The sequence below is a fragment of the Hydrotalea sp. genome (assembly GCF_049968455.1).
Lineage (GTDB): Bacteria > Bacteroidota > Bacteroidia > Chitinophagales > Chitinophagaceae > Hydrotalea.
Genome location: NZ_JBMFQT010000005.1, coordinates 92,517 through 117,495, shown reverse-complemented (window position 1 = coordinate 117,495; position 24,979 = coordinate 92,517). Strand labels below are relative to the sequence as shown.

Sequence of the window (24,979 nt, the reverse complement as noted above, 5' to 3'; positions counted from 1 at the left end):
GTTATAAATTGATGATTTGGAAATTTATTTGCATTTTGGATAAATATTCGTTTAACCGATTGTAATGGGTATCTGTAATAAATACTTGGCATTGTTCGGATACACAAACCTTATAAAACAGTTTTTCCATTCTTTGTTCATCTAACTTTTCAAAAATATCATCTAACAATAAAATAGGGGCAACTGCTTTTTCTTTTTTTAAAATTGAAAATTCAGCAAGTTTTAAAGCAAGCAGTAACGTTTTTCTTTGGCCCTGTGAAGCCCTTGTTTTAAAAGATATATCGTGCATGTAGAAAGTTAAGTCATCTTTATGTACCCCCATTTGGGTGCGTTGTAAAATTATATCTTTATCAACCGATGATTTAAGCAAGGATTCAAAATCATTATCATGCAAATGACTTTCGTATTGCAGTTTTAAGCCATCTTTATTATTAGCAATTTCTGTATAGTATTGAATTACCATTGGGGTAAATTCCTGCATAAATAACTGCCTTTGCTTGTAAATTATTTCACCATAATGCACCATTTGCAGGTTTATAGCTTCTAACAAATCTTTATCATACACTTTGTGTTCAGCTATTTGCTTTAACCAACTATTACGTTGTTGCAGTAGTTTATTGTATTGTATTAAAGCTTCTAAATAGCTTTGGTTGCATTGCGAAATTATAGTATCAATAAATCGGCGGCGTTCTTCACTTAATCCTGTAATAATAGAAATATCATCAGGGGCAATCATTACACAAGGAATTCGACCAATATGTTCAGAAAATTTTTTGTAGGGTTCAGTATTCAACAAAAATTCTTTCTTATTATTCTCACGCAAAATGCCCACTACTTCCATTAAGCTTGTATTATTTAAAAAACTTCCCTCAACACGCATTCCCAGTTTACCCTGCTCCACATTGTTAGCATCTTGCCGATTAAAATAGCCTTTGGTAAAACATAAAAAATAAATGGCATCTAATAAATTCGTTTTTCCTACGCCATTTGGCCCACAAATGCCAATAACCGGTTCGGTAAAATACCAATGGTTGTGGCTATAATTTTTAAATTGGAATAATGATATTTTGTTTAAATAAAGCATGGTAGATTTGCAAAGTAAGCACGATAAACGGAAACACGTATTTTTATAAAAATTTAAGTACGATTGAAAACAATACTTAATCAGCAACAGTTACAAATTATGGTGCAGCGGTTGGCTTACCAAATTCGAGAAGACCATCCCGACATGCATAATACCGTATTAATTGGTTTGCAGCCACGCGGCATATTTTTTAGTGACAAAATAGTTGATGTTTTGCAACAACTTATTCCCGGTCATACTTTTCATTATGGCAAATTAGATATTACTTTTTATAGAGATGACATAAGAAAAGCATTACACATTGCCAATAAAACGGACATGTTATTTTCTATTGAAAACAAAAACGTTATTTTAATTGATGATGTATTATATACCGGCCGCACTATACGGGCTGCCTTAGATGCATTAATTGATTTTGGAAGGCCGGCAAAAGTAGCCTTATGTGTTTTAATTGATAGAAGATTCAGTCGCGAATTTCCAATACAACCCGATTATGTGGGCCGAGCTATTGATACCATTGTTTCCCAAAAAGTAAAAGTGCATTGGCAGGAAGCTGACGGAAATGAATATGTAGAATTATTAGACAGTTAATTATTGAAAACATTATCTTCGCTTTTTAATGGCACTATCTACCAAACATCTCCTTGGTATTAAGGATCTTCAAAAAGAAGATATAGAACTTATTTTACAAACTGCCGTTCAGTTCAAAGAAGTTTTACAACGGCCGGTTAAAAAAGTTCCTTCATTACGCGATGTAACTGTGGTTAATTTATTTTATGAAAATTCTACCCGAACACGTATTTCGTTTGAATTAGCAGAGAAACGACTCAGTGCAGACACCATTAATTTTACTGCAAGTGGTTCTTCGGCAGCGAAAGGTGAAACACTTTTAGATACGGTGAATAATATTCTAAGTATGAAAGTGGATATGGTGGTAATGCGACACAGTGCCAGCGGAGCCCCTCATTTTTTGTCAAAACACATTCCTGCTGCAATCATTAATGCAGGCGATGGAATAAATGAGCATCCAACACAGGCTTTGTTAGATGCCTTTTCTATGCAAGAAAAATTCGGTAGTCTAAAAGGTTTAAAAGTGGCTATTATTGGTGATATTATGCACAGCAGGGTAGCTTTAAGTAATATTTATTTGCTGCATAAAATGGGAGCTGAGGTAATGGTGGCCGGTCCGCCCACTTTAATTCCCCCCTATATTCAACAAGCCTTTGGCGTAAAAGTTACTTACCATGTAAAGGAAGCTTTACAATGGTGCGATGTTGCAAATGTGCTTCGTATTCAGTTAGAACGCCAAAATCAATCTTTATTCTCTTCACTTCGTGAGTATAATTTAAGTTTTGGTATTCGCAGGGAAGTGTTGGAAAATTTAGGAAAAGAAATTGTAATTATGCATCCCGGCCCAATTAACAGAGGTGTGGAATTAGATAGTGATGTGGCTGATGGCCCTTTTTCTATTATTTTACATCAGGTTGAAAATGGAGTAGCTGTTCGTATGGCGGCATTATATTTATTATCGCCTCATAATCACTAATGCTGAACAAACATTTACTGTTTGCTTGGTTTAAAACAAATAACGATGAATAGAATTTGTTTGTTCCCCGGTACATTCGATCCTGTAACATTAGGGCATGTAGATATAATTAACCGAGCCCTTCCTTTATTTGATAAAATTTATGTAGGTATTGGTATTAATGCGGCTAAAAATCCCATGTTTTCAGCAGAACAACGCATGGATTGGTTCAAAGCCATATTTCGTAATGAACCTAAAGTTGAAAGTGTTTGCTATGAAGGATTAACGATTGATTTTTGCGAAAAAATCGGTGCCCGTTTTATTTTAAGGGGTATTCGATTTGTTAGCGATTTTGAATACGAAAAATCAATTGCCGATGCCAATAGAACCATGAATAGAAATATTGAAACCATTTTTTTAACCGGTGAACCTAAATATACTTCAGTGGCATCTACCATTGTTCGCGATATTTTAAAAAATGGCGGAAATGCCGATGCTTTTTTGCCGCAAGAAGTAGTTGCTACCCTTCAACAAAGAAAAATATGAGTGTAATTTGGTGGAAGCAGCATATTGAATTGAATGAATTAAATGAACTGAATAAAAATACCTTGGGTGAAGCTTTAGGTATTCAGTTTACAGAAATTGGAAACAATTACCTAGTGGCAACCATGCCTGTAACCCATGTTACAAAACAACCTTACGGATATTTACATGGAGGTGCATCAGCTGCCTTAGCTGAAACCATTGGCAGTGTTGCTTCAGCATTAATTATAAATCCGGAAAAACAACTTTGTATGGGTTTAGAAATTAATGCCAATCATGTTAAGGCTGTTCAGCAAGGCATAGTAACCGCCAAGTGTCAACCATTGCACATTGGTGCTACTACGCATGTGTGGGACATAAGAATTACTAATGAAAAGCATCAATTAATTTGCATAAGCCGATTAACTGTTGCTATTATCAAAAAGCATTAGGCGGTTGTATAACCGGCCTTTTTTAATACCTCAATAATAGATGGGTAGGTATGTTGAAGGTAATTATGTAAATCACTTGGTTTTACCCAAATTACTTCACTTATATCTTCAATAGCTTGCGGTATTAGTTTTTCTGCTTTAGTAGCTTTCATTAAAAACCAATGGGTATGTTTTTCAATTTCATTACCTGAGTAGGGATCCACATATTCATGTACAGTAACAGCAATTTCGTTACCTAATGTTAACTGGTGTAAACCGGTTTCTTCTTGAATTTCACGCATTACGCAGGTTTGTATAGTTTCATCTTCTTCCTTTTTACCCTTAGGTAAATCCCATTTACTCCTGCGAAAAATCATTAATATTTCTCCATCTTCATTCGTAATTAATCCACCACCGGCAATAACAATCTTTTTCATTTTGGTAATATTAATAGAATGTGAATAATAATATTGCAAGTTACAGCATTCAACTCTGCCTTGCAGCTTAATTTAGCGTGAAATTTTGAAACATTAAAGAAGAAGCAAACTGTTTTTTATGCAAGCCAATGCTCAAGCCGTTGCCGAAAAGCTATTACAAATTAAAGCAATTCAACTTAATCCTTCAAACCCCTTTACCTGGGCTAGTGGATGGAAAAGTCCCATTTATTGTGATAATAGAAAAGTGTTGTCATTTCCTTATGAACGCGATTTTATAAAGAGTGAACTATGCAATGTGTTGTTTTCCGAATATGAAAATGCAGATGCAATTGCCGGCGTAGCAACGGCAGGAATTGCTTGGGGTGCGATGGCAGCCGATCAGTTAAAGCTTCCTTTCCTTTATGTGCGCCCCAAACCTAAAGAACATGGTTTAGGTAATCAAATTGAAGGAAATGTGTTTCCCGGCAAGAAAGTGGTGGTGATAGAAGATTTAATTTCAACGGGAAAAAGTAGTTTAGCAGTAGTAAAAGTATTACAGCAAGCCGGTATGGAAGTAATAGGTTTGGTTTCTCTATTTACCTATGGTTTTGACGTTGCAGATCAATTGTTCAAAGAGGCCGGAATTCCCTTTAAGACATTAACGAATTATAGTGTTTTAATCAATTTAGCTGTTCAAAAACAAATTGTTGATGCTTCAACCGAAGAATTATTATTAAATTGGTGTAATGCTCCCGATAAATGGGGTCAAAATAAGTAATAGAATTACACACTTAAATGGCATTTTATGATGAAAAAATGGGTATTAATTATCGTATTTGCGTTTGCAGCACAGTATGCTCAAAGCCAAGTAATGTCGGCCCGGCCTCAGTGGGTAACCATTAAATCAGATAATTTAAGGTGTTGGGAGTGTAAAGAGCGGCTGGAAAAATACTTGATTGTTGAAAATAATGCCAGTATGCAGAAGGGGATGGTACAATGGAAAATTAACTTATTGGCAGGCGAAATTCGCATTCAATATGTACCTGACCGTGTTTCAGTAGATGACATTAAAACTGCCCTTAATAATGCCGGTTTTGATGCAGATGATGAAAAAGCAGAACCCGATGCTTATAAAAAATTGCCCCCCATTTGTAAAAGAGCTGAAGATGGTGGCGGTCCACAAAAGGGGAAGCCTTGCCATATTCCACCCATGCAATAAAGCTTCTAAAAGCTAAATATTTTGTATCCATTCGGTTATAAAGGCAAATGTTGTTGTCCTTTATAATCGAATGGTACATGTATAAAGATTCCTGATTTGCCCACTTTACAGTATCCCTTTACTTGTAACTCAACCGACTTTTGAAATAGGCTGTTCAATGCATTTTTATAAAATACCGACTTGGAAATTCTTAAAGCTGTGGGTATTGTAAATTCTGACTTTTTGTCAATTTTCATTAAAGTATCCAAATGATATTCGCCCACCCAATCTCCATTTAGTAAAACCGTTCCCACCACTTTTTTCAAATTCACCGCAAACCCGTTTGGGTTAGAAAATGCTAAATCCACCTTTACATTGACCGAATCTTTTGATAACGGTTGTACCTCTACTTGATCAATACTTCTAAAAACAAATGCCTGAGGTTTATTGCAAGCCATTAATATTCCTATTAGGGCAAATAGGGGCAAAGCTTTTTTAAACACCATTTTTTTTCTGAAAAGTAATTAAAAATTCCGGCTTACAAAAAGCTACTTAAAATTACCGTAAATTTGTTGCTAAACAATTTAGGTTTTTTGTAAAATTTTAGTCCTGATTTGACAACCAAAATAATTAGCTTTAATTAAATACAATAATTAATTGATTATAAGTTAATTATAAAATTTTATTGAAATTTAAAAGCTAAATAATTTTACTCATTTCGAACGATTTTTTAACTTTTGAAAGAATTATTTAAAAATGGATAATTTAAAATCATTATTAATTGATAATCAATATTTTATAAACGTTGAATCACTTAAAACTTTAGTTAAATTTTCAAATGTAAAAATTGAACAATGCGATAGCTGGCAAAAAATAAGTTTTCGCAATCGTTGCATGTTGGTTGGTGCTAATGGTGTTATGGGATTAACCGTACCCATTCAAAAAGGACGTGATCAAAAAGCTTTTTTTAGTGACATAAAAATTGATTACTCTAGTAGGTGGCAACTTACTCATTGGCGTACCCTGGTTACCAATTATAACCGTTCCCCTTTTTTTGAATATTATGCGCCCTCTTTAAAAGAAATTATTTTCACCCCTTTTCCCTCCCTGTTTGAATTGAATTTGGCTACCCTTCAATGGGTTTTAAAAAGTTTAAAACTTGCTGTCAATTTGTCGTTTACTGAAACATTTTTACCTCAATACCCTAATTTTGTACAAGATGACCGGAACAGGTATAACCCTAAAAACTTTCAGCAAATACAAAATCCTGTTCGTTATACCCAAGTTTTTGAAACCAAAATTGGCTTTCAAAAAAATTTGAGTTGTATTGATTTATTGTGTTGTGAGGGTCCTAATGCATTACATATTTTGCTGCAAAAACTATAAAGGGTTGGTAACATTTCTAAACTTGGAATAACACAACGCTTACAATTTTTATTGGGGCAATTGTAAAAGCATTGCTTCATGGGTTTGGTATTTTTTTAATTCTAAATGGCTTTTTATGCAACCTTTTTTACAGAAAATGATTGGTGATAATAAGGTTTTAGACTATGTAATTGTACTGGGATGGATGTTATTGGTGTGGGTAATGCTTAAATTTTTTAAAAAATACCTTATTCGTTATTTGCAGCATTTAACCGGCAAAACCAACAATCAGTTTGATGACCAATTAGTAGTAGCAGCCGAAAAATTCGTTATTCCTTATCTGTATTTGTTTGTTAATTATTCCATTATCACTACCCTTAATTTATCTCAAAAGTTACTGCATGTTTTATCCGCGGCACTTTCTGTAATAACCATTTACTACGCGGTTCGCTTAATCAATTATTTAATGCACAGCTTGGTTTTGTTGTATATGCACCTTAAAAATGAACCGCCTATTCGTATTAAACAATTAAATAGTCTACTTCTATTGGTGAAAGTATTGATTTGGGGGGGCGGTTTTATCATGTTACTCGACAATCTTGGTTATAATGTTACCACAATTATTGCCGGATTAGGGGTGGGCGGCATTGCCATTGCACTGGCTGCTCAAAATATTTTAAGCGATTTATTCAGCTATTTAGTGATATTTTTTGATAAACCTTTTGAAATAGGCGATTTTATAGTTGTAGGAACTACCAGTGGGATTATTGAAAGGATTGGTATTAAAACTTCTCATTTAAGAAGTTTGGATGGCCAACAATTGGTAATGCCCAATGCTGAATTAGTAAAATCTACCATTCATAATTTTAAGCGGATGGAACGTAGGCGTGTAGTGAACAGCATTGGAGTTACCTACCAAACCTCTAAGCAATATTTAGAAGCTATTCCTGGCATTTTAAAACAAATTATTACTGCTGCAGGAGCCACTTTTGACAGAGCGCACCTTAAAACGTTCGGTGATTTTGCTATTTTGTTCGAATACGTTTTTTATATAGAAAGTCCCGATTATGTTTTGTACATGAATACCGTTCAAGCCATTAATCTTTCCCTTTTTGAAGCGTTTGAACAAAGTGGAATTGAGTTTGCATACCCATCGCAAACCATTTATTTGGCAGGAAACGCCAATCCTAACTTGAATTTGCCCGTAAATTAAGTCAGGTTTATTCTGTACTTACTGCTTTTTGGTTCTGAAAACTTTGTTCAATTTTTTTACAAAGTTCAGTTTCTATCATTTTTTCGGCAACATCAATCATGTTGGCAAAGGCTTTGGCATTGCTAATGCCATGGCCAATAATCACTGGCTTAGCTACCCCTAATACAGGGGTTCCACCATAATTTTCATAATGAAAACGCTGTATATAGTTATCATTGTGAAAATTTCTTTGGTGGGCTATATCATAAAAGCTTTCTGCTAGTTTTAAAACCACATTGCCGGTAAAGCCATCACAAACAATTACATCGGCTTTGTCATTGAATAAATCGCGGCCTTCCATATTACCACTAAAATGAATTTGAGCATTGTTTTTTAATAATGGGAAAGTAGATTGAGCCAAAATGTTTCCTTTTCCTTCTTCTTCACCAACATTTAAAAGCCCCACTTTGGGATTGGATATGTGCAAAATGTGTTGTGCATATAAACTACCTAAAACGGCAAATTGTTCTAAATGTTCGGGTTTACAGTCGGCGTTTAAACCTACATCTAACAATAATCCGGTATTACCACTTAATTTAGGTAATATTGTTGCAATGGTTGGCCGAATTACGCCTTCAATGGCCTTAATACTAAATAATGCACCCACTAACATAGCACCGGTATTCCCGGCACTAATAAAAGCATCAATTTTTTGAGTAGCTAATAAATGAAAACCAATAGCAATAGAACTTTTGGGTTTTTCTTTTAATGCTTTGGTGGGATGTTCATTATAACCAATTACTTCTTCAGCATGCAAAATAGGAATATGGGTTAATTGGTACTTTTGTAACAACCCTTCAATAGCCGAATGGTTACCTATAGCTGTAATTGTAACTTGTTTACTATTGGGAAAATGGTTAGATGTTAAATATTCATGAATACCTTTTATGGCTTCTAAGGGTGCAAAATCGCCTCCCATTACATCTATTCCTATGTTCATTTTTTTTTGTTTAATAGCTCAACAATGCTGTTTTAATTAAATGTGTTTTACCATTTTCATTTGTAAAAATAGGGGAGAAAATAAGTAAAATACATGCTATCCAAAACTTATTTAACAATATAGTTGTAGGAAAATCAATACCTACTCGGTAAAGGTATTGATAAAAACAAAAAAAGCTGCTATTCGTTAGAAAACAAATAGCAGTGTGAAAAATATAAAAACGAAAATTAGGCCTTTAAAGGTGCTTTTTCAGCTACTAACTTTCCTTTGTAATACAATTTACCTTCACTTACATGTGCACGATGGCGTACATGTGTTTCACCGGTTGTACTGTCTTTACTTAATGTAACAGTTTCAGCCAGGTAATGTGTTCTTCTTTTAGCACTGCGTTGCTGTGAATGTCTGCGTTTCGGATTAGGCATAACCTTAAATTTATACTTTCAAAAAAATTTATTCTAAACCTTTTAATTTATCCAATCCTTTCCACAATGGGTTCGGATTTTGACTGGTTTGTTCTTCCATTTTTTTTAACTGTTCTAGAACAGCTTTGTTGCAAAGTGGCCCACCATATTCATCGGGGTTACACATATTTTGCATGGGTAAACATAAGTTAATGAATTCATATATCCAATCGGCTATCTGAATATGGCTTTCATTTTTTCCTATGTAAAACACATCCGGATCATCTTCCTGTTCGTTCATAATGTTGGGTTCCTCTACCATTTTAATTACCATGTTAAATTCATCCCAGAGTATTTTGGTAAGGGGGTTCCTACATCTGTCACACTGAATTTCAACTGTTCCGTCAATATCAAACTTTAGTTGCATAAAGCCATTTTTTTTATCAAGGCTTAGTTTAATATCGGCATTACACTTTGAAAATTCCTGATGTCCGTAAGCTGCAAAGAACTTATCTTCCACCTTAAATTCAAACACATGAACCCCGGGCTTTAACCCTACAAAAGCTATCTCAAATTCTCTGTTATGGCTCATGGTTTTATTTTAGGGTGGGCAAAGGTACAGTTTTGAATTGAAAGAGCAAAGGAATTTATTCCTGCACTTTTATTCAAAAAGGTTTACAATATGAAATTAAACATAAAATTTAACCAAAAAAGACAAATTTGGGTTTGGCTTACCTTATTGTTATTAGTTGGGTTTATTCAATTAATTACTTTATTTCCACCATTCATTGAGCGGTTTTACAGTTGTGCCTTTTATAAGTTTTATGCACAAATATTGAGGGCTTTGTTGGGTTGGATTCCCTTTAGTGCAGGTGATATATTGTATTTTATTGTGGGTGTTTGGTGTTTGGTATGGGTAATTAAACTACTGAAATACATTTTTACCCGGAATTGGAAGCTATTAACTAAACGCATCATCCTTTTTGTCAAAATTGTGCTAGTTATATATATATGGTTCATGTTAGGGTGGGGCTTGAACTATCATAGGCAGGGTATTGCTGAACAGTTAAACTTGCAGGTTCAGCCTTATAGTACAGAAGAATTATGCACATTGCGCGATAGTTTGGCTGTTCAATTAAATTATTGGCGCAAACAAGTTTCTGCAGATACAACATTACCTAAACCTGCTTTAAAATATTTGTACCAACAAGCTGTTACCGATTATTTGCAAAGTGCCCAACAGTACCCTTTTCTTAAATATGCTTTTCCTAGCATAAAAAGCAGTTTATTTTCACCTTGGGCAAAATACTTTGGTTGGGGTGGTTATTATAATCCATTTACCGGGGAAGCACAGGTGCGGAATAATCTTCCCCGCATTTTAATACCCTTTACTGTTTTGCATGAAATTGCACACCAAATTGGTTATGCAGGGGAAGAAGAGGCCAATTTTGTGGGTTTTATTGTGGGAAAGACATCTACACATCCATACGTGGTTTATTCTTGCTATAGTGAGTTGTATAAATATGTTTTTAGTGAACTGTTACAGCGAAACACTTTTCCTGATAAAAGTCCGGCATTAGATACTTTGGTGAAATATGATTTTAAACAAATCAATTTATTTTTTAGGCGTGAGGACAATAATATTGCCCCTCAAATCATGAATTTGTACGATATTTATTTAAGAGTAAATCAACAAACCAATGGCATTGATAGTTATAATCAGGTAGTTGGCTTATTAATTGCTTATCAAAAAAAATATGGGAAAATTTAATGGATTAAAATTACTGATATCGGTTATTGTTATTTTAGCCTTGGGTTCTGCCGGTGGTTTAGTAACCGCTCCTCAAATTAAAACCTGGTATGTTTTATTGCAAAAGCCGGTATTTAATCCTCCTAATTATTTGTTTGCACCTGTATGGACTTTTCTATATTTATCCATGGGCGTATCATTCTATTTATTGTGGAATAGCAAAAAATCTAACTATAAACAATATGCTATATCCGCCTTTGTTATTCAATTTATATTAAATATTGCCTGGTCGTTTATATTTTTTTATTTACACCACGTAGGGTGGGCTTTAGCCGAAATTTTAATGATTTGGTTATTTATTTTGCTCACTATTGTTTATGCATTTAAAGTACAAAAATGGGCGGCTTGGTTACTAATACCTTATTTGGCATGGGTAAGTTTTGCTACCATTTTAAATGCTGCAATATATATTATAAATTAAAACTGATTTTTCCACATCATACTTTCAATAGGCTTGTTGGGTTGATGGCTATATTTCGCATTGGCTTTTTGATTGTATTTGATAGCAATTTCACCTTCTACCGGAAAATAAATAAGTTGGCCAATAGGCATGCCCTTGTATATTTTTACAGGCTGCTTTACCGATATTTCCAACGTCCAATTACCACAAAAACCAACATCGCCCTTACCCGCTGTGGCATGAATGTCAATACCCAAACGTCCGGTTGATGATTTGCCTTCTAAAAATGGCACATGTGCATGTGTTTCTGTATATTCAGCGGTAACCCCCAAATAAAAAACATGTGGGTATAAAACAAAACCCTCATCGGGTATTTCAAAATACTCTATGGTGTTGTGTTGCTTTGCATCTAAAATATGATTTTTGTAAGTAGCTAAAGTGCTTCCCAAATGCACATCGTAGCTGTTACTTCCTAAGCAATTGCGCGAAAAGGGCGTAATTTTTATAGTGCCTTTCTCCATTTCTTCTAAAATGCGTATGTCAGATAAAATCATGGCCTGATAAATAGTTAAGTAGGTTAGTTAAACATATTTCATTGCTTACACATGGCATAATGTTACCTTTGTACCATGCACACTGCAATATAATTCGGAATTGTGCAAAATGTAGCATTCTAAAATATATGCCACTGTTTTATCAACAAAATATTAACCAAAACACTCGTTTAGCCATTTGGCATATTACAGAACCCTTATCATTTTTTTTAACTAAAGTACCCATTCAAAAAACCATAACTCATCCGCATAAGCAGTTGCAACATGCTGCCGGTCGTTATTTGTTGCCTTATTTGTTTGAAGATTTTCCTTATGATGAAATTTTAATTGCCAGTACCCGTAAACCTTATTTGCCCGATGAGCAATACCATTTTTCCATTTCGCATTGTGGCGATTACGTTGCCGCAATTGTTAGTAAAAATGAACGGGTTGGCATTGATATTGAGAAACCGCAGCAAAAAATTGTGAATATCAGTACCAAGTTTTTGCATAAAGAAGAATATCAGTTTTTGCGTTACGGTGGCGATTTAATGGCTACTACCACATTATTATGGAATGCAAAAGAAGCCATGTTTAAGTGGTGGGGATTAGGAAAAATTGATTTTAAAACCATGCTTCGAATTGAACAAATGGATGCTTCATCGCAAACTTTAAAAGGATGTTTTAGAAAAAATGGTATACAGCAACCTTTGGAATTGCATTATGAATTATTGCCCGACTTGTGTTTAGTATGGGTAAATACCCCTACGTTAGTGTAATTTACCGGGCGTTGCCTGCTTAGGAATTAAGGATAAACTTTTTCGCAAATTTTGTTTTAGTTGCGTCTTAACTATTTGGCCCATTGTATTGGCTTTTAAGAATACCGATTGATGAAAGTGATTACTCAATTCTTGTTTTAATTGTAAAACCTTCTCCGGTTTTGAAATTTCATCGTTACACATAATATCTAACAATTCTTTTATTCGATATTTGGCAGATGATAATCTGAATGCCATTAATGTTTTTTCTTCTGCTTGATACTGTGCTATGGATTCTTGATTCAAGTATTTGCTTACCAATGCTACAAAAGGATTGTTTTCTTTAAAAAATTGAGGCAGATATAAGTTTTTTCTTCCTTCATAGGATTGCTGATCAAAGTCAATAGCCCGAATACGATACTGGTAACCTTCAATATCGGGTGTAATGTTTACCACAAAGTTGTAGCTGCGCATATCGCCTAATAAGTGCGTAAAGCAACGCTCATTGAATTTTACAAACTCTTTTGCAAGCCTTACTGCATTTAAATCGGGTACGTGTAAGTATTGGTCAATGAATTTATCGCCGGGTATGCCGGGAATATGTTCTTCAATTAATGTGTTTTTAGAAGTGAAATATGTAATTCGGTTGGGTGATAATAAGTGTTCTAATTCTAAACCATATACCCGGCTGGCATCTGCTTGTTTAATATAGTAGTGATCTTGATTGTCGTTAAATTTATTAATGATTTTAATTCTAAACGGTTGGCTATTGCCGAAATAACAAAAGTCGATGCCGGCTACATCTAAGTGATTAATAAAACTAAAATCGCCTTTGGTCTTTAATATGGCATAATTTTTTACTAAGTTTTCTTTTAAAAATTCCAAATCGCGCATATCATAAATGGCACTTTCCCAAAACGTATCATGGTTATTGTCGTCTTTAATTGGTACGGTATAAATAAATCTGGTTAAATCGCTATACAAAGTGGGCAATTGCAATTCACGCCCAAAGCGCATTAGGTAATGCCTTAATTCAGCATTAATGGGATAAATAGGCTTTTTACGGCTTGGTTTATAAACATTAAACGATGTAGTAGAATCGGTTAACATAATGGGTATGGATTAATCAGGTAAAAACAGGTTTGATTCATCATGCATTAAATTCAAATTTACTGTATCGCTACCTGCAATGCCTTCAACGGAACCTTTAATATGAGCAGCATTTAGTAATACTTTTTCCAATTGTTTTTCTCTTGCTTTCCATAGTTTTTCCATAGCAATTCTTTCCTGTTGAATAGATAGTTTTAATTGCATGAATCCTTCGCTAATGGCATTCCATTGTTCTTTAAATTCCGCACCGGTAAGGTAATCATACAACATTGTCATTTTTTCACCTTTATTTTCCTGGCTTTTTTTCGCTTCCGAAATTTTTATAAGTGCATTACGCAAAAGCGCAGATAAACTTCTAACTTCTGAAAATGAACAAATGTAAACGCCATCTTTTTCGCCAAAATGTTCCATTTCTTTTGGCATTGCCTGGGTAACCAAAACAGCAACATCCGCACCAAGATTACGCATATCAACTTTTATTTTTTCAATCCATTCTTTGTTAAAGTCTTTTGTGCGTTTACTTTCATAAATAATGGTACCGCAGGTTTGTGCAAGTGCATTGCGAACGGTTTGTATACAATCTGCTCCTTTTATTCCTTTTCCAACTTCGCTTACAATATCAAAAGGGAAGGTGCTGCGTAACAATTCTTCTAACAATAATTCCTGTACTTCGCCTTGTAATTGCATGGAGCCTTGTTCGGCCTTTCGTTTCATTTCATCCACCAGTTTTTTTTGATCTTCAATTTGCTTCTCCAGTTCTTTCATTCGCAGTTGGTATTGTTCTTCCTTAAGTGTCATTTTTTCTTGTTCAACTTGCAATACTTCCTGTTTTAGCTTTTCTCTTTCCGTTAATAATTTTCGTTGTAGCGTTAATTCCAATTCTTCTTCTTTTTGTTGTAACAATTGTTCTTTTTGTAAAAACTGCAATTCTTTTTCTTGAGCAGTTTTTAACTTCTCTCTAAAATCAGCTTCATTCTTTTGCAGTATTTGTAATTTAGCTTCAAAGTCGGCATTAATGCGCTGCTGAATTTGTTTTTCCAGTTCGGTTTGCAGCTTTTGTTTTTCCTGCAATAGCTTATTATTAAATTCGATTTCATTATTTTCCAACTGTTTTAGCAGTTGCCCTTCTTTTAATTTATATTCTTCATCCTTTCCTTTTTGCCATTCCACCATTTTTTTTCTCAATTCATTTTGAATTTCTTCTCTAATGGTATCGCCGGGTTCAAATTGATGATTACACTTAGGACATGTTAGAATAAATGAGGACATACAACTAATATTTTGATTTTAAACAAATGTACTATAAATGCATGTGGCAGCACACCGTAGATATTATTGCATAAACATAAAAAACCATTGTTTATACAACAATGGTTAGCTAAGTGCGGAAGAGGAGATTCGAACTCCCACGCCCGTTAAGGCGCTACCACCTCAAAGTAGTGCGTCTACCAATTTCGCCACCTCCGCATGCACTATCTTCCAACAAAAATAAATAAATACCCTTTTGTAACAAGTTCTATTTTTTATTTATTTAATTGTTTTTACATTCGTTCCGGTACCTGAATTCCTAATAAATTCATGGAAGTTTTAATTACGTGGGCCGTTAAAGTAGCCAGCTGAATTCTAAATTGTTGTTGAACGCTACTAGATTCGTGTAAAATAGAATGATCAACATAAAACGAATTAAAAGTTTTGGCCAGGTTAAATACATAAATAGCCAATATAGATGGATTTAACGTATTGGCTGCATCTGAAATAAAACCGGGAAATTGTTCCAATGCTTTTACCAGTTCGGTTTCTAATTCACTAAGTTGCAAGGGGGCAGTATTGTTATTTTCAACAGCGGGTTGTTCCTTTATTTTGCGCAAAATACTTTTAATACGGGCATAGGTATATTGAATAAAGGGACCGGTAAATCCATGAAAGTCAATGCTTTCTTCCGGATTAAAAATCATTTTCTTTTTAGGATCAACCCTTAGTAAAAAGAATTTTAAAGCCCCCAAGCCAAGGGTATGATACAAATGTTCTAATTCGGCAGCAGTGAAATCATTTACTTTTCCCAATTCCTCGGTTTTTTCACGTGCTATTGCAATCATTTCTTTTACAATATCATCGGCATCCACTACAGTACCTTCACGGCTCTTCATTTTACCATGTGGAAGTTCCACCATGCCATAGCTTAAGTGATAAATTTGTTTAGCAGAGGGTAATCCTAATTTTTCGCAGATTAGTTTTAGCACCTTGAAGTGATAGTTTTGTTCATCGCCTACCACATATATTGTTTTTGATGGATGAAATTCTTGTTCGCGTTGTTCTGCTAAACCAATATCTTGTGTTATGTAAACAGAGGTTCCATCTTTTCGTTGTACAATTTTTTCGTCTAATCCATCGGCGGTTAAATCAATCCATACACTGCCATCATCTTTTTTGTAAAATACCTTTTTGGCCAAACCTTCTTCCACCAATTTTTTTCCTAACAAATAGGTTTCACTTTCATAATAAACCTTATGAAAATCGCTGCCTATTTTTTTATAGGTTTCCTCAAAGCCTTGATAAACCCATTCATTCATTTGTTTCCATAGGGCTAATACCTCTGGTTTGCCCGCCTCCCAGTCAACCAGCATTTGTTGAGCTTCTTGCATTATTGGCGCAAGTTTTTCGGCATCTTCTTTTGTGTAACCCTTTTCCATAAGCTGTTCAACTTCAGCTTTATATAGGTTATTAAACAAAACATAGTAATTGCCCACAAAATGGTCACCCTTCATATGGGTGCTTTCAGGTGTAGCTCCTTTACCCAGTTTAAGCCATGCAACCATGCTTTTGCAAATATGTATGCCACGGTCGTTTACAATGCAGGTTTTTATAACATCGTACCCATTTGCTTCTAAAATAGCAGCAATACCCCAACCTAAAAAATTGTTACGCAAATGACCCAAATGCAAGGGCTTATTTGTGTTAGGCGAGGAGTATTCTACTAAAATTTTTTCATGTTTTTTGGGCGATAAGCCAAAATGCTCATTTTGCCAATTATTATTTAAAAACTGTTGCCAATAGCCTGCTTTAATATTTAAGTTTAAAAATCCATTAATAATGTTGAAGCTTTCAAATAATTCCCCATGGTTTTGAATAAAATATTGCCCAATTTTTTCGCCAATTTGATTGGGTGATTGTTGTAAACTTTTGCTAAAACTAAATAGAACAATAGTATAATCACCTTCAAATTCAGGCTTGGTTTCATTCACCAAAACTTGATTATATGGGATTTGAAATTGAAATAATTGTTGAAGCGCGTTAGAGGTAAAGTTTTTAATAATATTTACTATATGCATATTAACAATTTGGGTTTGCAAATCTAACATATTTATGTGCTACCTTCGCGCCGTTTATGCGGTCCGTTCATAATTTTATACGCAGCACCATATTACAAATAATTGACTGGTTTTATCCCTGGTTTAAAAAAATAATGCCCAAACAAACCTTTCGTTATGCTGCATGTGGTGGTTTTAATACGTTAACAGATATTACCTTATTTTTCGTTGCCTACAATTTTATTTTTCACAAAAAACCGGTTCAAACCCCTATTGTACTCATTTCAGCACCTATAGCTTCATTTTTGTTTAGCTTTTTGGTTACCTTCCCGGTAGGTTTTTATTTAAGCCGTTATGTGGTTTTTCAACAAACCGAAGCTAAGAAAACAGTTCAGTTACGTAAATATTTCATGGTAGTAATGGGCTGTTTATTTTTAAATTATATCTTCCTGAAATTATTTATTGAAGTGTTTCATTGGTATCCTACTCCGTCTAAAATAGTTACTACTTTCTTTGTAATTATTTTCAGCTATTTATCCCAAAAACATTACACCTTTAAGGCAGTTTCATCGGTTGATTGACAGTCATTCTGGTACTTTTAAGCTAAGGGGCTGACAATTTTACATTTTTTCTGTCAATGGCATAATCGTTGCCTAGATTAAAAGAATTAAAAATTGAAATCATAATCAGCAATAAAATTTATTTATTATGGGAAAAATTATAGGAATTGACTTAGGAACCACCAACAGTTGTGTGGCTGTTATGGAAGGTAATGAGCCCGTTGTAATTGCCAATGATGAAGGACGTAGAACCACGCCTTCTGTTGTGGCCTTTTTGAAAAATGGAGAACGGAAAGTTGGTGATCCGGCTAAACGTCAGGCTATTACCAATCCTCATAATACCATTGCCAGCGTAAAGCGCTTTATGGGTAGAAGGTTTGATGAGGTAACTGAAGAAATTAGTCACTGGAGTTATAAAGTAGTAAAAGGTGATAACAATACTGTAAGAATTGATATTGATGGGCGTTTATATACTCCACAAGAAATCTCTGCCATGATTCTTCAAAAAATGAAGAAAACTGCAGAAGATTATTTAGGTCAGGAAGTAACAGAAGCTGTTATTACAGTTCCTGCTTATTTTAACGATGCCCAACGTCAGGCAACTAAAGAAGCCGGTGAAATAGCTGGTTTAAATGTACGACGTATTGTAAACGAACCTACTGCTGCCGCTTTGGCATATGGTTTAGATAAGAAACATGACATGAAAATTGCCGTGTTTGATTTAGGTGGGGGTACATTCGATATTTCTATTTTAGACTTAGGCGATGGTGTATTTGAAGTAAAATCAACCAATGGCGATACGCACTTGGGTGGTGACGACTTTGATAAAGTAATTATGGATTGGTTGGCAGATGAATTTAAAAAAGATGAAGCCATTGATTTGAGAAAAGACCCTATGGCTTTACAACGCTTAAAAGATGCTGCTGAAAAAGCTAAAATTGAATTAAGTTCATCTTCTGAAACAGAAATTAATTTACCCTATATTACTGCAGTAGATGGTGTACCTAAACACTTGGTTAAAAAATTAAGCAGAGCCAAGTTTGAACAATTATCAGATAGTTTGTTTGAGCGTTGTTTAAAACCTTGTGAAGCCGCTTTAAAAGATGCAGGTTATTCTGCTTCTCAAATTAACGAGGTTATTTTGGTAGGAGGTTCAACTCGTATACCTAAAGTGCAGGAAATTGTAGAGAAGTTTTTTGGTAAAAAACCCAACAAGGGAGTAAATCCTGATGAAGTGGTAGCTGTTGGTGCTGCTATTCAAGGTGCCGTATTAACCGGTGAAGTGAAAGATGTGTTGTTGTTAGATGTAACCCCACTCACTTTAGGTATTGAAACCATGGGTGGTGTATTAACACCTATGATTCCTGCAAATACAACCATTCCGACCAAAAAGTCAGAAATATTTTCAACTGCAAGCGATAATCAACCGGGTGTACAAATTCATGTATTACAAGGCGAACGTCCATTGGCAAAAGATAATAAGAGCTTAGGTATGTTTAACTTAGATGGAATACCACCAGCCCCAAGAGGAGTTCCTCAAATTGAAGTAACTTTTGATATTGATGCCAATGGTATGTTACATGTTAGTGCAAAAGATAAAGGCACCGGAAAAGAGCAAAAAATTCGTATTGAAGCAGGTAGTGGTTTAAGCAAGGAAGAAGTAGAAAAAATGAAAGCAGAAGCCAAGGCCCATGAAGCTGAAGATAAAGCTGCTAAAGATAAAATTGAAAAATTAAACCAAGCCGACAGTTTGATTTTCCAAACCGAAAAACAACTGAAAGAATTTGGTGACAAAGTACCTGCTGATAAAAAAGCTCCCATTGATGAGGCTTTAAGTAAGTTAAAAGAAGCTCATAAAAATCAAGATATGAATAATCTTGATAGCGCAATGGCTGCTCTAAACACCGCATGGACCGCTGCCAGTGAGGAGATTTATAAAGCTCAAGCCGCAGGCGCACAAGCCGGTACCGATGGTAATGCAGCTGATAATGCTTCAGCCGGTCAACAAAATGCCGGAGGCGATACTGTTGAAGATGCACAGTTCGAAGAAGTAAAATAAAAATCATACTTTCAAATTTCTAAAAGCCCCTGCAACAACGTAGGGGCTTTTGTGTTATTATACCATACTAATTCATAATTTATGTCATTATTATTTCAACCCATTACTATTAAAAATATTTCTTTCAAAAATCGTATAGTTGTTTCCCCAATGTGCCAATACTCAGCCAAAGATGGTTTTGCCAACGATTGGCATTTAGTGCATTTAGGCAGTAGGGCAGTAGGTGGTGCCGGATTAGTATTTACCGAAGCGGCGGCTGTTAGTGCTGAAGGTAGAATTAGTCCTGCCGACATGGGAATTTGGAAAGATGAACATATACCAATGTTGCAACGTATTACAACATTTATAGAACAGCAGGGTGCTGTACCCGGTATACAGTTAGCACATGCAGGCAGGAAAGCCAGTTGCCGTGCCCCTTGGGAAGGGGGAATGCAAGTACCCATGTCGGAAGGTGGATGGCCCGTATTGGCTCCCAGCAATATTCCATTTAAAGAAACAACTCTACCTGTGGTTGATCTTACCCAATTGCAAATAAAAGAAGTGCTGCAACAGTTTAAAATGGCTGCTAAGCGTGCATTAACTGCCGGATTTAAAGTGGTTGAAATTCATGCGGCACATGGTTATCTGATTCATCAGTTTTTATCGCCTATGAGTAATCAACGAACTGATGCATATGGCGGAAGTTTTGAAAATAGAATAAGATTTTTATTAGATGTAGTGCAAGCAATTAAAGGGGTATGGCCATCTGATTTACCCTTATTTGTTCGAATTTCTGCAACTGATTGGCATGAACAAGGTTGGCAATTGGAAGATTCTATTGCTTTGGCGCACCACTTAAAACGGTTAGGCGTTGATGTAATTGATTGCTCTTCGGGTGGTAATATTTCACATGTTCAAATACCTGTTGGCCCGGGCTATCAGGTGCCCTTTGCTGCGGCCATTAAAAAAGAAACAGATATGTTAACCGGAGCTGTAGGTTTAATTACCATGGCAGCACAGGCTAATGAAATTTTAGAACAACAATTTGCCGACTTTATTTTCATAGCCCGTGAGTTTTTACGTAACCCTTATTTTCCCATGTATGCAGCTAAAGTGCTGAATGAAAATATGGTTTGGCCTAAGCAATATGAAAGAGCAAAATAAATGAGAAATATCATACATAAGTATTATTAACAAAGCTTTTATCTATAAAAATTATTGTTGTTATAAAAATATTTCGTACATTTGCACCCGCATTTGAGTATATAGCTGTACCTCTACTTACGGATTAACAACTTGCCATTGTAATCTTCTTCTAACGATTATTGATTTTTTCCGCAAGCATGCCCATGCTAATTTTTATTTAAAAAAATTAATAATAATGTTATGGAAAACAAACAAAAAGGTTCATTAGTACAAATTGAACAAGAACAATTGAATCAATTAGTTTCTGAAGTTAAAGAAACTGTGGCAGTTAATTTAAATGATTATGCCCCTGCAAAGTCTAAAAACATAAGTGCAGCAACCGTATGGCACATTCAAAATCAAAAAAAACGTGCTTTAAGACAAAAACTTACCGATCGTTGGGGATTATAATTTTTTGAATTGGTTTTTAAATTACAGTGTTGAGCCCGGATTTATTTCCGGGTTTTTTATTTTAAGCAATATTTCAACTAAAATAATTTTTCATTCACTGCTTAATAGTTATTTTTAAACCAATAAATTTTAAACTATGAATGTGCACAAAAGAAAATTCCGCGTTTTACTGGCCATTGCTTCCATTTTAGTAATGGGTATTTTTTCATTTACACTGCCTAACCAACCCAAACCAAGAAATTTAAAAGTATTGCCTCAGAATATCAGTCATGATAGTTTGGAGCAAGTTATGGATGGTTTTAAAGCTGCTTTGGGCGTAAAATGTTCTTTTTGCCATGCTCCCTCAAAAACACAACCGGGCCGAATGGATCCTGCTAGTGATGAGAATCCCAAAAAAGATATTGCCCGTGACATGATGCGTATGACCATGGAAATTAATTCCAAGTACATTAGCCAAATTCAAACTGGCGATACCGCAAAATTACAAATGGTAACTTGTGCTACTTGTCATAGAGGTAAATCAAAACCCGAATTGCAATAAATTTCTTTTTGGTATAATTATTTTTCAACCGGTTATATTGTTAACCGGTTTTTTTGTAATTAATTGCTTATAAATAGCAACAAAATGTTTTGTTAGAATAAATTAATGTGTTTAATTTACACATTAATTGTTTATTTTGGTATTATAAAATTTAGGAAAATTGGCAAAAAAACTATCGATTTCTGAATCCGGCTCTAATGAGCCTTTAAAGAAAACAACTGCAAAGAAAAGTAGCGAATATAAATCTATTAAAAAAGAAATGAATGGAACCGAAAAGGCTACTTCAAGTACTAAAGCCAGTTCTGTTTCCAAAACTAAAAAGTCTACCAGCGTTAAAAAAATCGAATCTGATTCGAATAAAAAATTGGATGCAGTTGCAGTAGAAGATAATCTGAATAAAAAAACAGTAAAGAAAAAAACTGCAAAGTCTGTTGAAAAGAGAATCACGAATTCTGTATCAGAAAATATTAAAATTACCTTTTACTTAAAATTCTCTACCCATTTTGGACAAAACTTATTTATTACAGGTAATCATAAAGTTTTAGGTAATGATAATATAGAGCAGGCCTTATCCATGCACTATTTCAATAACAATTATTGGTGGGTTGAATTGGATTTAAACTTGAAAGAAATTCCAGCAGAGGGAATTACTTACCATTATATTTTAAAAAATGAGGATGGTACCATTGTTTATGATTGGGGAAATGACAAAAAAATTTTACCCAATTATTGCAAGAAGGAGGAGATAATAATTGAAGATTCCTGGAATTTTGCCGGATATTACGAAAACGCTTTTTATACTGAGCCTTTTCAAGAAATTTTATTACCTAAACACAACACTGTTGTTCAAGCATTAAAATTAAATGCCACCACCACTCATTTAGTTATTGTAAAAGCCCCATTGTTAAATGAGGATGAAACTTTATGCATTTGTGGTGAAGGTGCAAGTTTTAATAATTGGAATGTTGAAAAGCCTTTAATATTAAAGCGTTTGCCCAACGAACCTGTTTTTTATGCTCAAATAAAAATGCCGGCAACTGTACATGCGTTGCAATATAAATTTGGTATTTATAATCATACAACAAAACAATTTGTTCGTTATGAAAACGGCAAAAATCGGGTTTTAAACAATTGGTCAAAAAAGGGAAAACAAACTTTAGCCATTATTAACGAAGGCTTTGCCGTATTACCCAATAACACATGGCGTGGGGCAGGAGTTGCCATTCCTGTTTTTAGTTTAAGAAGTGAACAGAGTGCAGGGGTTGGAGAATTTTCCGATTTAAAATTATTGGTTGATTGGGCCAAGCAAACCGGTTTAAAATTAATTCAAATATTACCGGTAAACGATACTACGGCTACCCATACTTGGACAGATTCTTACCCATACGCAGCCATTTCTGCGTTTGCATTACATCCATTGTATATTCGTTTAAAAACAGCAACAAATGAAGAAAATTTACATTTATTGCAAGCTATAGAAGATAAATGCAAACAATTAAATGAATTGCCTACTGTTGATTATGAAGAAGTAATGCAATTAAAGTTAGCTTACTTAAAGAAAATTTATCCTTTGCAATGGCAGCAATTGTTACAAAGTAGCGACTATAAAATCTTCTTTCACAATAATCAACACTGGTTAGTACCCTATGCTGTATTTTGCTATTTGCGCGACACCTACGGCACGTCTAATTTTAGCCAATGGCCTGAATATAGTACATATAACGAGGCAGTGGTAACTGAAATGGCCCAACCTAATTCAGAGCATTACAAAGCCATTGCTTTTCATTTTTTTGTTCAATTTCATTTACATCAACAATTATTAGATGCTACTAATTATGCTCACCAACATGGCATTATTTTAAAAGGTGATATCGCTATAGGGGTTTATAGAAACGGAGCTGACACCTGGCAAGAGCCACATTTGTTTCATTTAGATAGACAATCAGGAGCTCCACCTGATGATTTTGCTATAAAAGGTCAAAATTGGGGATTCCCAACCTATAATTGGCAGCAAATGATGAAAGATGGATTTGCCTGGTGGAAAAAACGCTTTGAACAAATGCGTTATTATTTTGATGCGTTTAGAATTGACCATATTTTAGGCTTTTTCAGAATTTGGAGTATTCCATACCATGCTGTTGAAGGTATTATGGGGCGTTTTGTTCCGGCTATTCCCGTACATGTAAATGAATTATTTGGCAGAAATATTTGGTTCGATTATCATCGCTTTACTCAACCATTCATTAATGATGATGTATTAAATGAATTGTTTGGTAACGATGCCGAATTTGTTAAAGGTAATTTTTTAGAGTATAATGGATTTGGGAATTATACTTTAAAAGAGGCTTACAATACGCAACGAAAAGTTGAGCAATATCTTGCACATTGGAATGATGACGACTTTACACATAAAATAAAGCAAGGCTTATTTAACTTAATCAGTAATGTTATTCTATTTGAAGAAGAGGGAAGTAATGGTCAACAGTTTCATTTTAGGTTTGGTATGGAAAGTACCACATCATTTCGTTTCTTAGATGGTCATTCACAACAACAATTACGCGATTTATACATTGATTATTTCTTCCGTAGGCAAGATGATTTTTGGAAAAATGAAGCTTTACAAAAATTGCCAGCTTTAAAAAAGGTAACCAATATGCTTATTTGTGGGGAAGATTTGGGACTTGTTCCAGCATGTGTTCCTGATGTAATGCGTCAATTAGGTTTGTTGAGTCTTGAAATACAAAGAATGCCTAAAAATCCACAGCAAACCTTTTTCCATCCTAACAATGCACCTTATTTAAGTGTAGTTACACCTTCAACTCATGATATGAGTACTATAAGAGGTTGGTGGGAAGAAGATAAACAATTAATTCAGCAGTTTTATAATAATGAATTAGGACAATGGGGTGCTGCTCCCTTTTATTGTGAAGCATGGATTAATAAAGCCATTGTAGTGCAACACTTGTATTCACCTGCCATGTGGAGCATTTTTCAATTACAAGATTTATTGGGTATGGATGAAAACATTCGTAGAAATGATCCCAATGATGAACGTATTAACGTACCGGCAAATCCTAAACATTATTGGCGTTACCGCATGCATTTAACTTTGGAACAATTGAATAATAGTAATGAATTTACTAATCTATTGCAGCAGTTAGTGCATGAAAGTGGAAGATGAGTTTAGGTAA

At 34.6% G+C, this 24,979-nt stretch carries 27 protein-coding genes and 1 tRNA gene; 17 read left to right on the top strand and 11 right to left on the bottom strand.

Going from position 1 to position 24,979, the window contains the following annotated elements; translation table 11 throughout:
- Nucleotide 1 precedes the first annotated feature (1 nt).
- Nucleotides 2-1,084, bottom strand: coding sequence for a DNA replication/repair protein RecF (gene recF / locus ACP5P5_RS05150; RefSeq protein ID WP_428285035.1), 1,083 nt, complete (start codon nt 1,082-1,084; stop codon nt 2-4).
- Nucleotides 1,085-1,147: 63 nt separating this feature from the next.
- On the opposite strand from recF, the gene pyrR reads away from it, so the two are divergent.
- Genes pyrR through ACP5P5_RS05130 form a run of 4 tightly spaced genes read left to right on the top strand, consistent with a single transcriptional unit; the run spans nt 1,148 to nt 3,583 of the window.
- Nucleotides 1,148-1,675 carry a bifunctional pyr operon transcriptional regulator/uracil phosphoribosyltransferase PyrR gene (gene pyrR, locus ACP5P5_RS05145; protein WP_428285034.1) on the top strand — a complete coding sequence of 176 codons (528 nt, stop codon included), beginning with the start codon at nt 1,148-1,150 and terminating at the stop codon, nt 1,673-1,675.
- Between the two features lie 28 nt (nt 1,676-1,703).
- Nucleotides 1,704-2,630: an aspartate carbamoyltransferase catalytic subunit gene (locus ACP5P5_RS05140; protein WP_428285033.1), complete on the top strand. Its 927-nt coding sequence runs from the start codon at nt 1,704-1,706 to the stop codon at nt 2,628-2,630.
- A 45-nt stretch (nt 2,631-2,675) separates the two neighbouring features.
- Nucleotides 2,676-3,155: a pantetheine-phosphate adenylyltransferase gene (coaD, locus tag ACP5P5_RS05135; protein ID WP_428285032.1), complete on the top strand. Its 480-nt coding sequence runs from the start codon at nt 2,676-2,678 to the stop codon at nt 3,153-3,155.
- A complete protein-coding gene (locus tag ACP5P5_RS05130; RefSeq protein WP_428285031.1) occupies nt 3,152-3,583 on the top strand; it encodes a hotdog fold thioesterase in 432 nt (143 codons plus the stop codon). The genes coaD and ACP5P5_RS05130 overlap by 4 nt, the downstream gene beginning before the upstream one ends.
- On the opposite strand, the gene ACP5P5_RS05125 is transcribed toward ACP5P5_RS05130, so the two are convergent.
- Nucleotides 3,580-3,999, bottom strand: coding sequence for an NUDIX hydrolase (locus ACP5P5_RS05125; protein ID WP_428285030.1), 420 nt, complete (start codon nt 3,997-3,999; stop codon nt 3,580-3,582). The genes ACP5P5_RS05130 and ACP5P5_RS05125 overlap by 4 nt on opposite strands.
- Before the next feature lie 118 nt (nt 4,000-4,117).
- Here ACP5P5_RS05125 and pyrE point away from each other — a divergent pair, with 118 nt between their 5' ends.
- Nucleotides 4,118-4,756, top strand: a complete 639-nt coding sequence (pyrE, locus tag ACP5P5_RS05120; RefSeq protein ID WP_428285029.1) for an orotate phosphoribosyltransferase — start codon at nt 4,118-4,120, stop codon at nt 4,754-4,756.
- A 27-nt stretch (nt 4,757-4,783) separates the two neighbouring features.
- Entirely contained in the window at nt 4,784-5,197 is a 414-nt protein-coding gene (locus ACP5P5_RS05115; protein ID WP_428285028.1) for a heavy-metal-associated domain-containing protein, read from the top strand.
- Nucleotides 5,198-5,232: 35 nt separating this feature from the next.
- On the opposite strand, the gene ACP5P5_RS05110 is transcribed toward ACP5P5_RS05115, so the two are convergent.
- Nucleotides 5,233-5,682 (bottom strand): LEA type 2 family protein, encoded by a 450-nt coding sequence (locus ACP5P5_RS05110; RefSeq protein WP_428285027.1) that lies wholly within the window; start codon nt 5,680-5,682, stop codon nt 5,233-5,235.
- A 250-nt stretch (nt 5,683-5,932) separates the two neighbouring features.
- Here ACP5P5_RS05110 and ACP5P5_RS05105 point away from each other — a divergent pair, with 250 nt between their 5' ends.
- On the top strand, nt 5,933-6,562 hold the full coding sequence (locus ACP5P5_RS05105; RefSeq protein WP_428285026.1) for a WbqC family protein: 630 nt from the start codon (nt 5,933-5,935) through the stop codon (nt 6,560-6,562).
- Nucleotides 6,563-6,677: 115 nt separating this feature from the next.
- Nucleotides 6,678-7,754, top strand: coding sequence for a mechanosensitive ion channel family protein (locus tag ACP5P5_RS05100; RefSeq protein ID WP_428285025.1), 1,077 nt, complete (start codon nt 6,678-6,680; stop codon nt 7,752-7,754).
- A 7-nt stretch (nt 7,755-7,761) separates the two neighbouring features.
- Here ACP5P5_RS05100 and plsX read toward each other — a convergent pair whose 3' ends face one another.
- The 3 genes from plsX to ACP5P5_RS05085 all read right to left on the bottom strand — a co-directional run bounded on the left by plsX (nt 7,762) and on the right by ACP5P5_RS05085 (nt 9,726).
- On the bottom strand, nt 7,762-8,733 hold the full coding sequence (gene plsX, locus ACP5P5_RS05095; protein WP_428285024.1) for a phosphate acyltransferase PlsX: 972 nt from the start codon (nt 8,731-8,733) through the stop codon (nt 7,762-7,764).
- A 227-nt stretch (nt 8,734-8,960) separates the two neighbouring features.
- Nucleotides 8,961-9,155, bottom strand: coding sequence for a 50S ribosomal protein L32 (gene rpmF, locus ACP5P5_RS05090; protein WP_111293097.1), 195 nt, complete (start codon nt 9,153-9,155; stop codon nt 8,961-8,963).
- A gap of 28 nt (nt 9,156-9,183) precedes the next feature.
- Nucleotides 9,184-9,726 carry a YceD family protein gene (locus ACP5P5_RS05085; RefSeq protein WP_428285023.1) on the bottom strand — a complete coding sequence of 181 codons (543 nt, stop codon included), beginning with the start codon at nt 9,724-9,726 and terminating at the stop codon, nt 9,184-9,186.
- A 90-nt stretch (nt 9,727-9,816) separates the two neighbouring features.
- On the opposite strand from ACP5P5_RS05085, the gene ACP5P5_RS05080 reads away from it, so the two are divergent.
- Together ACP5P5_RS05080 and ACP5P5_RS05075 are read left to right on the top strand one after the other, a co-directional pair.
- The gene (locus ACP5P5_RS05080; RefSeq protein WP_428285022.1) at nt 9,817-10,905 is read left to right on the top strand and encodes a DUF3810 domain-containing protein; all 1,089 of its coding nucleotides are present in this window, start codon (nt 9,817-9,819) and stop codon (nt 10,903-10,905) included.
- Nucleotides 10,892-11,365, top strand: a complete 474-nt coding sequence (locus ACP5P5_RS05075; protein ID WP_428285021.1) for a TspO/MBR family protein — start codon at nt 10,892-10,894, stop codon at nt 11,363-11,365. Before ACP5P5_RS05080 ends, ACP5P5_RS05075 begins: the two co-directional genes overlap by 14 nt.
- Here the strand turns inward: ACP5P5_RS05075 and dcd are convergent.
- Nucleotides 11,362-11,898 carry a dCTP deaminase gene (gene dcd, locus ACP5P5_RS05070; RefSeq protein ID WP_428285020.1) on the bottom strand — a complete coding sequence of 179 codons (537 nt, stop codon included), beginning with the start codon at nt 11,896-11,898 and terminating at the stop codon, nt 11,362-11,364. The two genes, ACP5P5_RS05075 and dcd, sit on opposite strands and share 4 nt — an antisense overlap.
- Nucleotides 11,899-12,026: 128 nt before the next feature.
- On the opposite strand from dcd, the gene ACP5P5_RS05065 reads away from it, so the two are divergent.
- On the top strand, nt 12,027-12,656 hold the full coding sequence (locus ACP5P5_RS05065; protein WP_428285019.1) for a 4'-phosphopantetheinyl transferase family protein: 630 nt from the start codon (nt 12,027-12,029) through the stop codon (nt 12,654-12,656).
- On the opposite strand, the gene ACP5P5_RS05060 is transcribed toward ACP5P5_RS05065, so the two are convergent.
- The 4 genes from ACP5P5_RS05060 to argS all read right to left on the bottom strand — a co-directional run bounded on the left by ACP5P5_RS05060 (nt 12,648) and on the right by argS (nt 17,074).
- Nucleotides 12,648-13,745 (bottom strand): hypothetical protein, encoded by a 1,098-nt coding sequence (locus ACP5P5_RS05060; protein WP_428285018.1) that lies wholly within the window; start codon nt 13,743-13,745, stop codon nt 12,648-12,650. The two genes, ACP5P5_RS05065 and ACP5P5_RS05060, sit on opposite strands and share 9 nt — an antisense overlap.
- Nucleotides 13,746-13,757: 12 nt before the next feature.
- Nucleotides 13,758-15,014, bottom strand: a complete 1,257-nt coding sequence (locus ACP5P5_RS05055; RefSeq protein ID WP_428285017.1) for a DUF2130 domain-containing protein — start codon at nt 15,012-15,014, stop codon at nt 13,758-13,760.
- Between the two features lie 114 nt (nt 15,015-15,128).
- Nucleotides 15,129-15,212 (bottom strand) — tRNA-Leu (locus ACP5P5_RS05050).
- Between the two features lie 74 nt (nt 15,213-15,286).
- Nucleotides 15,287-17,074 (bottom strand): arginine--tRNA ligase, encoded by a 1,788-nt coding sequence (argS, locus tag ACP5P5_RS05045; protein ID WP_428285016.1) that lies wholly within the window; start codon nt 17,072-17,074, stop codon nt 15,287-15,289.
- 56 nt (nt 17,075-17,130) lie between these two features.
- On the opposite strand from argS, the gene ACP5P5_RS05040 reads away from it, so the two are divergent.
- From ACP5P5_RS05040 to ACP5P5_RS05015, 6 genes are all read left to right on the top strand, one after another.
- Entirely contained in the window at nt 17,131-17,634 is a 504-nt protein-coding gene (locus ACP5P5_RS05040) for a GtrA family protein (protein ID WP_428285015.1), read from the top strand.
- Nucleotides 17,635-17,761: 127 nt separating this feature from the next.
- Nucleotides 17,762-19,672, top strand: a complete 1,911-nt coding sequence (gene dnaK / locus ACP5P5_RS05035; protein ID WP_428285014.1) for a molecular chaperone DnaK — start codon at nt 17,762-17,764, stop codon at nt 19,670-19,672.
- 81 nt (nt 19,673-19,753) lie between these two features.
- Nucleotides 19,754-20,815 (top strand): NADPH dehydrogenase NamA, encoded by a 1,062-nt coding sequence (gene namA, locus ACP5P5_RS05030; RefSeq protein WP_428285013.1) that lies wholly within the window; start codon nt 19,754-19,756, stop codon nt 20,813-20,815.
- 222 nt (nt 20,816-21,037) lie between these two features.
- Nucleotides 21,038-21,247, top strand: coding sequence for a hypothetical protein (locus ACP5P5_RS05025; RefSeq protein WP_428285012.1), 210 nt, complete (start codon nt 21,038-21,040; stop codon nt 21,245-21,247).
- Nucleotides 21,248-21,383: 136 nt separating this feature from the next.
- Nucleotides 21,384-21,788 carry a c-type cytochrome gene (locus tag ACP5P5_RS05020; protein ID WP_428285011.1) on the top strand — a complete coding sequence of 135 codons (405 nt, stop codon included), beginning with the start codon at nt 21,384-21,386 and terminating at the stop codon, nt 21,786-21,788.
- 160 nt (nt 21,789-21,948) lie between these two features.
- The gene (locus tag ACP5P5_RS05015) at nt 21,949-24,969 is read left to right on the top strand and encodes a 4-alpha-glucanotransferase (RefSeq protein WP_428285010.1); all 3,021 of its coding nucleotides are present in this window, start codon (nt 21,949-21,951) and stop codon (nt 24,967-24,969) included.
- Nucleotides 24,970-24,979 lie beyond the last annotated feature (10 nt).

Excerpts from the sequence above, each read along its gene's own strand:
- dcd (WP_428285020.1), bottom strand. The coding sequence starts at position 11,898 with ATGATTTTATCTGACATACGCATTTTAGAAGAAATGGAGAAAGGCACT.
- ACP5P5_RS05060 (WP_428285018.1), bottom strand. The coding sequence starts at position 13,745 with ATGTTAACCGATTCTACTACATCGTTTAATGTTTATAAACCAAGCCGT.
- coaD (WP_428285032.1), top strand. The coding sequence starts at position 2,676 with ATGAATAGAATTTGTTTGTTCCCCGGTACATTCGATCCTGTAACATTA.
- ACP5P5_RS05080 (WP_428285022.1), top strand. The coding sequence starts at position 9,817 with ATGAAATTAAACATAAAATTTAACCAAAAAAGACAAATTTGGGTTTGG.
- ACP5P5_RS05105 (WP_428285026.1), top strand. The coding sequence starts at position 5,933 with ATGGATAATTTAAAATCATTATTAATTGATAATCAATATTTTATAAAC.
- ACP5P5_RS05075 (WP_428285021.1), top strand. The coding sequence starts at position 10,892 with ATGGGAAAATTTAATGGATTAAAATTACTGATATCGGTTATTGTTATT.
- recF (WP_428285035.1), bottom strand. The coding sequence starts at position 1,084 with ATGCTTTATTTAAACAAAATATCATTATTCCAATTTAAAAATTATAGC.
- namA (WP_428285013.1), top strand. The coding sequence starts at position 19,754 with ATGTCATTATTATTTCAACCCATTACTATTAAAAATATTTCTTTCAAA.
- ACP5P5_RS05100 (WP_428285025.1), top strand. The coding sequence starts at position 6,678 with ATGCAACCTTTTTTACAGAAAATGATTGGTGATAATAAGGTTTTAGAC.
- ACP5P5_RS05040 (WP_428285015.1), top strand. The coding sequence starts at position 17,131 with ATGCGGTCCGTTCATAATTTTATACGCAGCACCATATTACAAATAATT.
- pyrE (WP_428285029.1), top strand. The coding sequence starts at position 4,118 with ATGCAAGCCAATGCTCAAGCCGTTGCCGAAAAGCTATTACAAATTAAA.
- ACP5P5_RS05125 (WP_428285030.1), bottom strand. The coding sequence starts at position 3,999 with ATGAAAAAGATTGTTATTGCCGGTGGTGGATTAATTACGAATGAAGAT.
- ACP5P5_RS05025 (WP_428285012.1), top strand. The coding sequence starts at position 21,038 with ATGGAAAACAAACAAAAAGGTTCATTAGTACAAATTGAACAAGAACAA.
- ACP5P5_RS05130 (WP_428285031.1), top strand. The coding sequence starts at position 3,152 with ATGAGTGTAATTTGGTGGAAGCAGCATATTGAATTGAATGAATTAAAT.
- ACP5P5_RS05115 (WP_428285028.1), top strand. The coding sequence starts at position 4,784 with ATGATGAAAAAATGGGTATTAATTATCGTATTTGCGTTTGCAGCACAG.
- argS (WP_428285016.1), bottom strand. The coding sequence starts at position 17,074 with ATGCATATAGTAAATATTATTAAAAACTTTACCTCTAACGCGCTTCAA.
- rpmF (WP_111293097.1), bottom strand. The coding sequence starts at position 9,155 with ATGCCTAATCCGAAACGCAGACATTCACAGCAACGCAGTGCTAAAAGA.
- ACP5P5_RS05065 (WP_428285019.1), top strand. The coding sequence starts at position 12,027 with ATGCCACTGTTTTATCAACAAAATATTAACCAAAACACTCGTTTAGCC.
- plsX (WP_428285024.1), bottom strand. The coding sequence starts at position 8,733 with ATGAACATAGGAATAGATGTAATGGGAGGCGATTTTGCACCCTTAGAA.
- ACP5P5_RS05020 (WP_428285011.1), top strand. The coding sequence starts at position 21,384 with ATGAATGTGCACAAAAGAAAATTCCGCGTTTTACTGGCCATTGCTTCC.
- ACP5P5_RS05140 (WP_428285033.1), top strand. The coding sequence starts at position 1,704 with ATGGCACTATCTACCAAACATCTCCTTGGTATTAAGGATCTTCAAAAA.
- dnaK (WP_428285014.1), top strand. The coding sequence starts at position 17,762 with ATGGGAAAAATTATAGGAATTGACTTAGGAACCACCAACAGTTGTGTG.
- ACP5P5_RS05110 (WP_428285027.1), bottom strand. The coding sequence starts at position 5,682 with ATGGTGTTTAAAAAAGCTTTGCCCCTATTTGCCCTAATAGGAATATTA.
- ACP5P5_RS05055 (WP_428285017.1), bottom strand. The coding sequence starts at position 15,014 with ATGTCCTCATTTATTCTAACATGTCCTAAGTGTAATCATCAATTTGAA.
- ACP5P5_RS05085 (WP_428285023.1), bottom strand. The coding sequence starts at position 9,726 with ATGAGCCATAACAGAGAATTTGAGATAGCTTTTGTAGGGTTAAAGCCC.